This is a genomic window from Streptomyces sp. NPDC097619 (assembly GCF_040302735.1).
Classification (GTDB): domain Bacteria; phylum Actinomycetota; class Actinomycetes; order Streptomycetales; family Streptomycetaceae; genus Streptomyces.
Map to the genome: position 1 here is coordinate 24,808 of NZ_JBEOSD010000041.1, position 12,062 is coordinate 36,869.

At 73.2% G+C, this 12,062-nt stretch carries 10 protein-coding genes; 3 read left to right on the forward strand and 7 right to left on the reverse strand.

All coding sequences use genetic code 11. From position 1 onward, the window contains the following. Nucleotides 1–35 precede the first annotated feature (35 nt). The 5 genes from pgl to tkt are packed head-to-tail and all read right to left on the reverse strand — an operon-like array spanning nt 36 to nt 6,657. Nucleotides 36–806, reverse strand: a complete 771-nt coding sequence (gene pgl / locus ABTZ17_RS14245; protein WP_352195869.1) for a 6-phosphogluconolactonase — start codon at nt 804–806, stop codon at nt 36–38. After that, nucleotides 803–1,885 (reverse strand): glucose-6-phosphate dehydrogenase assembly protein OpcA, encoded by a 1,083-nt coding sequence (gene opcA / locus ABTZ17_RS14250; protein ID WP_352195870.1) that lies wholly within the window; start codon nt 1,883–1,885, stop codon nt 803–805. Before opcA ends, pgl begins: the two co-directional genes overlap by 4 nt. After that, complete coding sequence (gene zwf / locus ABTZ17_RS14255) at nt 1,882–3,408, reverse strand: glucose-6-phosphate dehydrogenase (RefSeq protein ID WP_352195871.1); 1,527 nt, start codon at nt 3,406–3,408, stop codon at nt 1,882–1,884. The genes opcA and zwf overlap by 4 nt, the downstream gene beginning before the upstream one ends. Before the next feature lie 5 nt (nt 3,409–3,413). Beyond that, nucleotides 3,414–4,532, reverse strand: a complete 1,119-nt coding sequence (gene tal, locus ABTZ17_RS14260) for a transaldolase (protein WP_352195872.1) — start codon at nt 4,530–4,532, stop codon at nt 3,414–3,416. Between the two features lie 37 nt (nt 4,533–4,569). Continuing rightward, nucleotides 4,570–6,657 (reverse strand): transketolase, encoded by a 2,088-nt coding sequence (gene tkt / locus ABTZ17_RS14265; RefSeq protein ID WP_352195873.1) that lies wholly within the window; start codon nt 6,655–6,657, stop codon nt 4,570–4,572. A gap of 270 nt (nt 6,658–6,927) precedes the next feature. Here tkt and ABTZ17_RS14270 point away from each other — a divergent pair, with 270 nt between their 5' ends. From ABTZ17_RS14270 to ABTZ17_RS14280, 3 genes are all read left to right on the forward strand, one after another. Then, nucleotides 6,928–7,875, forward strand: a complete 948-nt coding sequence (locus ABTZ17_RS14270) for a heme o synthase (protein WP_352195874.1) — start codon at nt 6,928–6,930, stop codon at nt 7,873–7,875. A 24-nt stretch (nt 7,876–7,899) separates the two neighbouring features. Further along, the gene (locus tag ABTZ17_RS14275) at nt 7,900–8,217 is read left to right on the forward strand and encodes a hypothetical protein (protein ID WP_352195875.1); all 318 of its coding nucleotides are present in this window, start codon (nt 7,900–7,902) and stop codon (nt 8,215–8,217) included. A 414-nt stretch (nt 8,218–8,631) separates the two neighbouring features. Then, entirely contained in the window at nt 8,632–9,759 is a 1,128-nt protein-coding gene (locus tag ABTZ17_RS14280) for an amidohydrolase family protein (protein ID WP_352195876.1), read from the forward strand. Between the two features lie 106 nt (nt 9,760–9,865). Here the strand turns inward: ABTZ17_RS14280 and ABTZ17_RS14285 are convergent, their stop codons facing one another. After that, nucleotides 9,866–10,855 (reverse strand): COX15/CtaA family protein, encoded by a 990-nt coding sequence (locus ABTZ17_RS14285; RefSeq protein WP_352195877.1) that lies wholly within the window; start codon nt 10,853–10,855, stop codon nt 9,866–9,868. 4 nt (nt 10,856–10,859) lie between these two features. Next, complete coding sequence (locus tag ABTZ17_RS14290) at nt 10,860–12,041, reverse strand: hypothetical protein (protein WP_352195878.1); 1,182 nt, start codon at nt 12,039–12,041, stop codon at nt 10,860–10,862. Nucleotides 12,042–12,062 lie beyond the last annotated feature (21 nt).

Below are 12,062 nucleotides of genomic sequence, written 5' to 3' on the forward strand. Positions count from 1 at the left end.
TCCTTTCGGAGGGCGGGGCCCTTCTTCGCGTACCGCTAGCGCAGCGGCGGGAGCTTCGCGGCGGCCGCCCGGTCGAGCAGCCACAGCGTGCGGGCCCGTCCGTGGGCGCCCGCGGCCGGGGCCTGGACCTCCCCGGCGCCGCCCAGGGCGATCGCGACCGCCCCGGCCTTGTCCTCGCCCGCGGCGAGCAACCAGACCTCGCGGGCCGCCCGGATCGCCGGGAGGGTCAACGAGATCCGGGTGGGCGGCGGCTTGGGCGCGCCACGCACGCCGACCACCGTCCGCTCGGTCTCGCGGACCGCCGGGAGCTCCGGGAAGAGCGAGGCCACGTGGGTGTCCGGGCCGACGCCGAGCATCAGCACGTCGAACCGGGGTACCGGCCCGTGGTCCTCCGGAGCGGCCGCGCGGGCCAGCTCCTCCGCGTACGCGGCGGCCGCCGCGTCCACGTCCTCCCCGTGGGGCCCGTCCGAGGCGGGCATCGCGTGCACCCGGGCCGGGTCCAGCGGCACCGCGTCCAGCAGGGCCTCCCGGGCCTGGGTGTGGTTGCGCTCGGGGTCCGCGGCGGGGACGTACCGCTCGTCGCCCCACCACAGGTCCAGCCGCGACCAGTCCACCGCGTCCCGGGCAGGGGCGGCCGCCAGCGCGGCCAGCAGGCCGTTGCCGTTGCGGCCGCCCGTGAGGACGACGGAGGCGCTGCCGCGCGAGGCCTGGGCGTCCACGATCCTCGTGATCAGCCGGGCCGCGGTGGCCTGCGCCATCAGGTCCTTGTCCTGGTGGACGACGACCTGCGGAGTGGTCGTGCTCATCGCGACGCCGCCTTCTTGGCCGGTGCCGCCTTCTTCGCGGGTGCCTTCTTGACCGCCGGAGCCTTCCCGGCCGCCTCGTCCCCGGCCGGGGCCGCCTCCGCCGGAGCGGCGGCCGCGGCCGGTCGCTCCGGAGCGGCGGGCGCCGCCGCGGCACCCGCGTGCAGCTTGTCCACGCCGAACTTCAGCGTGGCCTCGTAGGTGTTGTCCGGGTCCAGCCGGCGGAGCTCCTCGGCGAGCAGCTCCGCGGTGTCGCGGCGCTTGAGGGCGACCGCGCGGTCCGGCTGGCCGGGCATGCACAGGGTGGCCAGCGAACCGTCGGCGCGGTCCAGGACGATCGCGCCGTCGGCGGTCTCCAGCCGGACCGCCGTCAGGCCGGGGCCCTCCGAGCGGGTCCGGCGCACCGGGACCCCGAGCCGGTCCGCGAGCCACATGGCGAGCAGCTCGCAGCTGGGGTTCTCGTCCTCGCCCTCCACGTGGGCGGAGACGAGCTCCACCGACTGCTGGTCCAGCGCCGCGGCCAGCATGGAGCGCCACGGCGTGATCCGGGTCCAGGACAGGTCCGTGTCCCCGGGGGCATAGGCCGCGGCCCGCTTGCCGAGCTCCCCGATGGGGTCCTCGGCCGCGTAGGTGTCGGTGATCCGCCGCTGCGCCAGGGCGCCCAGCGGGTCGCCCGCGAGGTCCGAGGGCGCGCCCTCGGGCCACCAGACCACCACGGGGGCGTCGGGCAGCAGCAGCGGGAGCACCACGGACTGGGCGTGACCAGTCAGCTCGCCGTGCAGGCGGAGCACGACCGTCTCCCCGGTGCCGGACTCGCCGCCCACCCGGATCTCCGCGTCGAGGCGGGCCTCACGACGGCTGCGCGCCGAGCGGCTGGCCCGCTTGATGACCACGATGATCCGCGAGGGGTGCTCGTGAGAGGCGTCGTTCGCCGACTTCAGGGCGTCGTACGCGTTCTCCTCGTCGGTCACGATGACCAGGGTCAGGACCATGCCGATGGCGGGCGTGCCGCTGTCGCGGCGCGCCTGGACCAGAGCGGCGTTGATCTTGCTGGAGGTGGTCTCCGTGAGGTCGATCTTCATGGCCGGCGCCAGCTCCGTCCGTCTCGTGCGAGCATCTCGTCCGCCTCGACCGGTCCCCAGGTGCCCGCCGGGTACTGCGCGGGCTTGCCGTGCTTGTCCCAGTACTCCTCGATCGGGTCGAGGATGTTCCAGGAGAGCTCGACCTCCTGGTGCCGGGGGAAGAGGTTGGCGTCACCCAGGAGCACGTCGAGGATGAGGCGCTCGTACGCCTCGGGGCTCGACTCCGTGAAGGACTCGCCGTAGGCGAAGTCCATGGTGACGTCGCGGACCTCCATGGAGGTGCCCGGCACCTTGGAGCCGAAGCGCACCGTGATGCCCTCGTCCGGCTGCACCCGGATGACCAGGGCGTTCTGCCCCAGCTCCTCGGTGGCACCCGATTCGAAGGGCAGGTACGGGGCCCGCTTGAAGATCACCGCGATCTCGGTGACCCGGCGGCCCAGGCGCTTGCCCGTGCGCAGGTAGAAGGGCACGCCCGCCCAGCGGCGGTTGTTGATCTCCAGGCGGATCGCGGCGTAGGTGTCGGTCTTCGACTTGGGGTCGATGCCGTCCTCTTCGAGGTAGCCCACGACCTTCTCGCCGCCCTGCCAGGCCCCGGAGTACTGGCCGCGCACGGTGTGCTTGCCCAGGTCCTCGGGGAGCTCGACGGCCGCGAGGACCTTGAGCTTCTCCGCCACGAGCGCCTTCGGGTGGAAGGAGCCGGGCTCCTCCATCGCGGTGAGCGCGAGCAGCTGGAGCAGGTGGTTCTGGATGACGTCGCGGGCGGCGCCGATGCCGTCGTAGTAGCCGGCGCGGCCGCCGATCCCGATGTCCTCGGCCATGGTGATCTGCACGTGGTCCACGTAGGACCGGTTCCAGATCGGCTCGAACATCGTGTTGGCGAAGCGGAGCGCCAGGATGTTCTGGACGGTCTCCTTGCCGAGGTAGTGGTCGATCCGGAAGACCTCGTCACGGGGGAAGACCTCGTGGACGATCTGGTTGAGCTCCTGGGCGGAGGCCAGGTCGTGCCCGAAGGGCTTCTCGATGACGGCGCGCCGCCAGGAGCCCTCCTTCTCGGCCAGCCCGTGCTTCTTGAGCTGCTGGACCACCTGGGGGAAGAACTTCGGGGGGACCGACAGGTAGAAGGCGAAGTTGCCGCCCGTGCCCTGGGCCTTGTCGAGGTCCTCGATGGTGGACTTCAGCGTCTCGAAGGCGTTGTCGTCGTCGAAGTCGCCCTGGACGAACCGGCAGCCCTGCACCAGCTGCTGCCAGACCTCCTCACGGAAGGGCGTGCGGGAGTGCTGCTTGACGGCGTCGTGGACCTCCTGCGCGAAGTCCTCGTCCTGCCACTCGCGCCGGGCGAAGCCGATCAGCGAGAAACCCGGGGGCAGCAGACCGCGGTTCGCGAGGTCGTACACGGCGGGCATCAGCTTCTTGCGCGAGAGGTCGCCCGTAACGCCGAAGATGACCAGGCCGGACGGCCCCGCGATGCGCGGGAGCCGCCGGTCCTGAGCGTCACGAAGCGGGTTCGCTCCGTTTACAGACAAAGTGTTCAGTCCTTTGAGGGGGCGAGGCGCGACAGCTCCGCCTCGGTCGACTTCAGCAGGTCGTTCCAGGAGGCCTCGAACTTCTCGACGCCCTCGTCCTCCAGCAGCTGGACGACATCGTCGTACGAGATGCCGAGCTCCGCGACCGCGTCGAGCTCGGCGCGGGCCTGCTCGTAGGTCCCGCGGACGGTGTCACCGGAGATCACGCCGTGGTCGGCGACGGCCTCCAGGGTGGCCTCCGGCATGGTGTTGACGGTGTTCGGGGCGACCAGGTCGTCCACGTACAGGGTGTCCTTGTACGCGGGGTCCTTGACGCCCGTGGAGGCCCACAGGGCCCGCTGCTTGTTGGCGCCCTGGCGCTCCAGCGCGACCCAGCGGTCGGAGGAGAAGACCTCCTCGTACGCCTGGTAGGCCAGACGGGCGTTGGCGAGGGCCGCCTTGCCCTTGAGGGCCTTCGCGGCGTCGCTGCCGACGGAGTCCAGGCGCTTGTCGATCTCGGAGTCCACGCGGGACACGAAGAAGGAGGCCACCGAGTGGATCAGGGAGAGGTCCAGGCCCGCGGCCTTCGCCTTCTCCAGACCCGCCAGGTAGGCGTCCATGACCTCGCGGTAGCGCTCCAGCGAGAAGATCAGCGTGACGTTGACGCTGATGCCCTTGCCGATGACCTCGGTGATCGCCGGGAGGCCGGCCTTGGTCGCCGGGATCTTGATGAGGGTGTTGGGGCGGTCCACCAGCCATGCGAGCTGCTTGGCCTCGGCGACGGTCGCCACGGTGTCGTGGGCCAGACGGGGGTCGACCTCGATGGAGACCCGGCCGTCCTGCCCGTCCGTGGAGTCGTACACCGGGCGCAGGATGTCGGCGGCGTCGCGGACGTCCGCCGTGGTGATCATGCGCAGGGCCTCGTCCACGGTGACCCCGCGGGCGGCCAGGTCGGTGAGCTGCTGCTCGTAGCCCTCGCCGCCGCTGATCGCCTTCTGGAAGATCGCCGGGTTCGTGGTGACGCCGACCACGTGGGACTGGTCGATGAGCTCGGCCAGGTTCCCGGAGGTGATCCGCTTGCGGGACAGGTCGTCCAGCCAGATCGCGACGCCTTCGTCGGAAAGGCGCTTGAGTGCGTCTGTCATGAGAGTTGCATCTCCTGTTGTGGTTCTCGTACGGGCGTCAGCGCGCGGCGGCCGCGAGGGAGTCGCGCGCGGCGGCGGCGACGGCCTCGGCGGTGAAGCCGAACTCACGGAACAGCACCTTGGCGTCGGCGGAGGCACCGAAGTGCTCCAGGGACACGATCCGGCCCGCATCTCCCGTGTAACGGTGCCAGGTGAGCCCGATACCGGCCTCGACGGCCACTCGAGCCTTGATCGAGGGCGGCAGGACGGAGTCCTTGTACTCCTGGTCCTGCTCCTCGAACCACTCCACCGAGGGCATGGAGACCACGCGCGCGGGGACCCCCTCGGCCTGGAGGGCCTCGCGGGCCGCGACGGCCAGCTGCACCTCGGAGCCGGTGCCGATGAGGATGACCTCGGCGGGGCCGCCCTCGGCCTCGAAGAGCACGTACCCGCCCTTGGCGGCGTCCTCGTTCGCGGGGTACACCGGCACGCCCTGGCGGGTGAGGGCCAGGCCGGTCGGGGCGCCCTTGCCGAACACCTTGGTGTGCCGGCGCAGGACCTCGCGCCAGGCGATGGCGGTCTCGTTGGCGTCGGCCGGACGGACGACGTTCAGACCCGGGATGGCGCGCAGCGAGGCCAGGTGCTCCACCGGCTGGTGGGTCGGGCCGTCCTCGCCGAGGCCGATGGAGTCGTGCGTCCACACGTACGTCACGGGCAGGTGCATCAGCGCCGAGAGGCGGACGGCGTTGCGCATGTAGTCGGAGAACACCAGGAAGGTGCCGCCGTAGATGCGGGTGTGGCCGTGCAGGGCGATGCCGTTCATGGCGGCGGCCATGGCGTGCTCGCGGATGCCGAAGTGCACGGTGCGGCCGTACGGGTCGGCCTCGGGGAGCGGGTTGCCCACCGGCAGGAACGAGCTGTTCTTGTCGATGGTGGTGTTGTTCGACCCGGCGAGGTCGGCGGAGCCGCCCCACAGCTCGGGGATGACCGCGCCGAGGGCGGCGAGCACCTTGCCGGAGGCGGCGCGGGTGGCGACGCTCGTGCCGGGCTCGAAGGAGGGGAGCTTCTCCTCCCAGCCCGCGGGCAGCTCGTTGGCCTGGATCCGGTCGAAGGAGGCGGCGCGCTCCGGGTTGGCGGTGCGCCAGGCGGAGAGGTCCTTCTCCCAGGCGGCCTTGGCCTCGCGGCCGCGGTCCAGGGCCCGGCGGGTGTGCGCGATGACCTCGTCGGAGACCTCGAAGGTCCGCTCCGGGTCGAAGCCCAGGACGCGCTTGGTGGCCGCGACCTCGTCGTCGCCGAGGGCGGAGCCGTGCGAGGCCTCGGTGCCCTGCGCGTGCGGGGCCGGCCAGGCGATGATGGAGCGGGCGGCGATGAAGGAGGGGCGCTCCGTCTCGGCCTTGGCCGCCTGGAGGGCGGCGTACAGGGCCTTCGGGTCCAGGTCGCCGTTCTCCTGCTGGGCCACGCGCTGCACGTGCCAGCCGTACGCCTCGAAGCGCTTGAGGGTGTCCTCGGAGACGGCCGTCTCGGTGTCGCCCTCGATGGAGATGTGGTTGTCGTCCCAGAGCAGGACCAGGTTGCCCAGCTTCTGGTGGCCCGCGAGGGAGGAGGCCTCGGAGGCGATGCCCTCCTGGAGGCAGCCGTCACCGGCGATCGCGTAGACCATGTGGTCGAAGGGAGAGGTGCCCGGGGCGGCCTCGGGGTCGAACAGGCCGCGCTCGTAACGGGCGGCCATGGCCATGCCCACGGCGTTCGCCACGCCCTGGCCCAGCGGGCCGGTGGTGGTCTCGACGCCCGCGGTGTGCCCGTACTCGGGGTGGCCGGGGGTCTTCGAGCCCCAGGTGCGGAACGCCTTGAGGTCGTCCAGCTCCAGGCCGAAGCCCGCCAGGTACAACTGGGTGTAGAGGGTCAGGGACGAGTGCCCCGCGGAGAGCACGAAACGGTCACGGCCGACCCACTCGGGGTCGGCCGGGTCGTGGCGCATCACCTTCTGGAAGAGGGTGTACGCGGCCGGGGCCAGGCTCATGGCCGTCCCGGGGTGGCCGTTCCCGACCTTCTGTACCGCGTCCGCGGCCAGGATGCGGGCGGTGTCGACGGCCCGCTGGTCCAGTTCGGTCCACTCGAGCTCTGTGGTGGTCGGCTTGCTGCTCACCGTGGGTCAGGGCTCCTCTCCAGATGTCGGATGGCCGGTGTCGAACGGTGCACCGGCGCGATTCCGAGCCTACCCCCGCTGCGGGGCGCGGCCATTCGAGTGCTCACCTGCGACGTGTCCGGATATCGGCGTCGGAGTTACGGCGCTCGGCCCAACACGACCCGACCCCCGCGCGGGGCGACCCGAGGGCAACGTCTAGAGTGGCGTGGTACGCGCAAGTCTTTACCGGGCCTTCATGTCCGGGGCTTGCTAGGGAGTCTTTCGTCAGGGGTGTGCGTGACGGCCGTCGAATCCCGTCCAGCGGGGGTACTCGGGACGAGCCCCGGTCACCGGCCGTTCGGGGCCCGCGTTATGGCTTTCGTGGCGCTGACCAAGCCGCGGATCATCGAGCTGTTGCTCATCACCACGGTCCCGGTCATGTTCCTGGCCGAGCAGGGCGTGCCCTCGCTGTGGCTGGTGCTGGCGACCTGCCTGGGCGGCTATCTGTCCGCCGGTGGCGCCAACGCGCTGAACATGTACATCGACCGCGACATCGACGCGTTGATGGACCGGACCTCGCAGCGCCCCCTGGTGACGGGCATGGTCTCGCCCCGGGAGGCGCTGGTCTTCGGCATCACCCTCGGCGTGGTGTCCACCCTCTGGTTCGGCCTGCTCGTCAACTGGCTGTCGGCGGCGCTCGCCCTCGGCGCGCTCCTCTTCTACGTGGTCGTCTACACGATGCTGCTGAAGCGGCGGACCGCGCAGAACATCGTCTGGGGCGGCATCGCGGGCTGCCTGCCGGTGCTCATCGGCTGGTCCGCGGTCAAGAACGAGGTGTCCTGGGCCGCCGTCATCCTCTTCCTCGTCATCTTCTTCTGGACGCCGCCGCACTACTGGCCGCTGTCGATGAAGGTGAAGGAGGACTACGCCCGGGTGGGCGTCCCGATGCTGCCGGTGGTGGCCGGGAACAAGGTGGTGGCCCGGCAGATCGTCCTCTACAGCTGGGTGATGGTCGCGGTCTCGCTGCTGCTCACCCCGCTGGGCTACACCGGGTGGTTCTACACCTCGGTGGCGCTGGTGGCCGGCGGCTGGTGGCTGTGGGAGGCGCACGCCCTCCAGGCCCGCGCCAAGGCCGGGGTCACGGGCGCGAAGCTGAAGGAGATGCGGCTGTTCCACTGGTCCATCACCTACGTGTCGCTGCTGTTCGTGGCGGTGGCCGTGGATCCCTTCCTCCGCTGATTACCCGCCGGTAGCATGTTTGCCATGGCAGACACGAAGCAGGACCGCACCGCGGCCAAGCTCGCCCGCCGGATCGACGCCTTCGCCAAGCGGCACGGCGGCGCCGAGGGTCAGCTCGCGTACATCGGACAGGCCGGCACCAGGATCGTGCTGGTGGGCTCGGACGGCGGCTGGGGGGACCTGGTCGCCCCCACCATGGACGTGGCCGCTCTCGCCGCCGAGAAGGCCGGGCTCACCCTCCACGAGGAGTTCGACGGCGAGTTCGCCGCCAAGGTGACCACCGGCCCGTACGAGTGGAACCGCATGGCGGGCATCCAGCTCGGCGGCGGCGCCGGGCACTGAGCCCGGCCCCGCGCCGTCCCGTCCTCCGGCCCGCCGGCCGGCGCCCTCCGCGCCCCGGCGGGCCGTGGTGTTCCCCGCGGTCGGCGCCCCCGCCCCGTATTCCCGACGGGGCACCGAGGCCCGGCCCGACCGGTGGAATCCGGCCACGACCGGGCGCCCGGTCCGCCGGTGCCGGTGAGCGGCCGGTGACCCCCGCGGGTCGTCGCGCCGCTCCGGTGAGCCGCCGGTGACCGTTCCCGGCCCCCCTCGGCCGTCCCGCACCCCGCCCCGACCCCTTCCGGGCGGCGCTCGGGCACCGGTACGAGCAACACCTGACCCCGGCCTCACCCGTTAGGACCCGTGGAAACACGTCCGGTCCCGGGGAGCGGGGGCGGACGCCACGACGTCCGCGACGGGATGCGACGGGATGCCCGGATGATCGACACGCCGTCCCTGGTGGACCAGTACTGCCACGGGGTGCTCCGCACGGAGCTGGGCCTCGGCACCTTCGAGGCCGAACTGGCCGGGGCCCGCGGCCCGGCCGCCCCGGGCACCACCTTCTTCGACACCCAGAAGGGCTTCGCCGTCCGCCGCTGGTGCCCGCCCCTGCTCGGACTGGAGCCGTACTGCCCGCCGGCCCACTACCTGGCCCGGCGCCGCGAGCTGGGCGTGGTGGAGTCCGGGCGGCGGCTGCTGCGGGGCTCGGGGATCTCCACGTACCTGGTGGACACCGGGCTCCCGGGCGACCTCACCGGGCCGGGGGAGCTGGCGGCGGCCGGGGCCGCCCGGGCGCACGAGATCGTCCGCCTGGAGCTGCTGGCCGGGCGGGTGGCGGACACCTCCGACACGGTGGCGGCCTTCCTGGAGAACCTCGACGGGGCCCTCGACCGGGCGACCCGCACGGCGGTGGCCTTCACCTCCGTGGCCGGGTCCGGTTCGGCCCTGGCCCTCGCCCCCGAGCCGCCCGCCCCGGGCGAGGTGCGGGCGGCGGCCGGGCGGTGGCTGGCGGCGCGCGCCCCCGGCGGGCCGCTGCGCGACCCGGTGCTGCTGCGGCACCTGCTGTGGGCGGCCGTGGCCACCGGGCTGCCGCTCCAACTGCACGCCGGGGCGGGCGACCCGCACCGGCGCATCGACCGTACGGACCCCACCCTGCTCACCGACTTCGTCCGGGCCACGGCCGGTCCCGGTACCACCCTGGTGCTGCTGCACGGGTACCCGTACCACCGGCACGCGGCGCACCTGGCGGGGGCCTTCCCGCACGTGTACGCCGACCTGGGCCCGGCCCTGGCGCACACCGGGGCCCGGGCCGCGGAGGTGCTGGCCGAGCTGTTGGAGCCGGCGCCCTTCGGGAAGCTGCTCTTCTCCAGTGGCGGCGGGGTGCTCCCGGAGCTGCACGTGGTGGGGGCGCGGGTGTTCCGGGAGGCCCTGGCCCGGGTGCTGGGCGGCTGGGTGGTGGACGGGGCCTGGTCCCTGCGGGACGCAGAACGGGTCGCCGCGATGATCGCGGCGGGCAACGCGCGCCGGGTCTACCGGCTGGACCGGGCGGAGCCGGCCGCCGCCTGAACCGCCGGACGTGGCGGTGGCGGAGCGCTCTCCGGGGCGGGGCCGGGCACGGCGACGGCCCCGGACCTCCCGTGGGGGCGGTCCGGGGCCGTCGGGTGGCGCGGGGTCAGACCCGGGACAGCTCGGGGTCGTTCTGGGCCGGGATGCCGGGCGTGGTGTCCGGGCGCTCGCGCAGGCTCAGCAGCAGGCGGATCACGGCGATCCACACCAGGCAGGAGCCGAGCATGTGGGCCGAGACCAGGAGTTCGGGCAGGTCGGTGAAGAACTGCACGTAGCCGATGACGCCCTGGGCCAGCAGGACCAGCAGCAGGTCGCGGGCCCGGGTCCGGGTGTCGTCGGGGGCGTCCACCACCCGCAGCACCAGCCAGACGGCGACGGCCAGGGCGCAGACCACCCAGGCCGCGGCGGCGTGCACGTGCGCGGTGGTCTCCCAGTCGAAGGGCATCCGCTCGACTTCGCTGCTGTCGCCGGCGTGCGGACCGGAGCCGGTCACCACGGTGCCCGCGGCCACGAGCACGAAGGCGGTGCCGGTCAGGGCCCAGACCAGCTTGCGGACCGGGCCGGGGACCCGCGGGCGGGGGGAGGCGTCGCCCTCGCGGGTCCGCTGCCAGGTGACGGTGGTCACCGTGATGAGGCAGGTCGCCAGCAGGAAGTGGCCCGCCACGCTGTAGGGGTTGAGGCCCGTCCACACGGTGATGCCGCCGAGCACGGCGTTGCTCATCACCAGCGCGAACTGGACCCAGGCCGGCCGGGTCAGGTCGGTGCGGCGCGGCTTGGCGCAGCGGGCCGCGAGGATGATCCAGCCGACCGCAGCGGAGAGCACGTACGTCAGCATGCGGTTGCCGAACTCGATGGCGCCGTGGACGCCCTGTTCGGGGGTGGCGAAGAGGCTGTCGTCGGTGCACTTGGGCCAGGTGTCGCAGCCCAGTCCCGAGCCGGTCAGCCGGACCGCGCCGCCGGTGACCACGATGACCACGCTCATCACGACGGCGGCGAGCGCCGCTCTGCGGACGGTCCGGGGTGTGGGCGTCCAGCGGCGGGCGAGGGAGGCGAAGGGGTTCAGCACGGGCCCTATCGTAGGCCGCCCCTTGTGCAAACATTCACGAGGGGGTGCCCGGAGCCGTCGCGCCGGGGCCGCGCATCAGGCGGAAGCGGGCGCCGGCCGGATCGCCCTCGGTGTGCCACCACACGTGGACGCGCCACTGCGCGGCAGGGCCCGGATTGTCCGGAGAGTCCAGGAAGTCCGCGAGGAGTTCGCGCCCTACGTCCTCTGCTGTCCGGTTCGTCACCTCTGCCGCCCCGCGCCACGGATGCCCCTGTACGACCCACAGACCGTCCGCTCCGCGGACCTCGATCCGCCACACCGCCCGCCACGAGGCGCCCCGCAACAGGGCCGCGACCGTTGCCGCATCGAGACGCAGCCGCTCCGCCGTCTCCGCCGCGTCGATCCCCTGGATCCGGGCCGCCAGCACCGCCCGCGGCAACAGCCGTTCCGGCAGCAGCCCCTCCGCGCGCAGGGCCGCCAACGAGCCGAAGGACAGTTGGCGCAGCCGCAGTTCCAGCTGCCGGGACAGGTGCGCCAACGCCTCGACGGCCTCCTCCGCGGCGTCCGTGACCTCCCGCGCGTCCGCGAACCGGTCCCCCTCCCCGTCCGGGGCCGGGGCCGCCGCCAGCGCCCGGAAGTCCTGCTCCGCCGCCACCGCCCAGGCCACCGCCTCCCGGGTGTGGCCCAGCTCGGCCAGCCGGTCGCCGAGGAACACCTTCGCCTGGGCCAACCCGCGCCGGTTCACCAGCAGGTGCGGGTCCAGCCCCAGCCAGACGTCCACCGCCTCCCGGGTCCGGTCCCGCGCCCGCTCGCCCGCCGCCCGCTCCATCGGACCGGGCGCCTCCTCCCCGGCCATCCCCAGCGGGTACCGCGGCAGCCGCCGCCCGTCACTGAGCGGCCAGGCCAGCCACACCCCGTGGTTGATCAGCGCGCGGGCGTACCAGCGGGCGAACTCGGGGGAGTGGGCGGCGGCCCGCCGGGCGTGCACCAGGGCCTCCTCCACCGCGGCCAGCGCCCCGGCCCGGTCCCCGGCGGCGAACCGCAGCGCGGCCAGGTCCCCCAACCTCAGCCCGAGCCGCGCACCGCACTCCGGGTCCTCGCCGGCCGGGCCGCGCAGGGCGGCGATCAGCTCCTCCAGCAGGCGGGCCCGTTCCCCGGGGTCGACCCCGCCGGCCTCCCCGGACCTGATCAGGTCCCACTGCCCGTCCAGCCGCAGAGCGGCCTCCCGCTGCGCCATGGCGCCCCTCCCTCACCGGTC

Bases quoted from the DNA above. Each gene is read 5' to 3' on its own strand.
- ABTZ17_RS14280 (WP_352195876.1), top strand. From the start codon at position 8,632: ATGATCGACACGCCGTCCCTGGTGGACCAGTACTGCCACGGGGTGCTC.
- ABTZ17_RS14275 (WP_352195875.1), top strand. From the start codon at position 7,900: ATGGCAGACACGAAGCAGGACCGCACCGCGGCCAAGCTCGCCCGCCGG.
- opcA (WP_352195870.1), bottom strand. From the start codon at position 1,885: ATGAAGATCGACCTCACGGAGACCACCTCCAGCAAGATCAACGCCGCT.
- tal (WP_352195872.1), bottom strand. From the start codon at position 4,532: ATGACAGACGCACTCAAGCGCCTTTCCGACGAAGGCGTCGCGATCTGG.
- pgl (WP_352195869.1), bottom strand. From the start codon at position 806: ATGAGCACGACCACTCCGCAGGTCGTCGTCCACCAGGACAAGGACCTG.
- ABTZ17_RS14290 (WP_352195878.1), bottom strand. From the start codon at position 12,041: ATGGCGCAGCGGGAGGCCGCTCTGCGGCTGGACGGGCAGTGGGACCTG.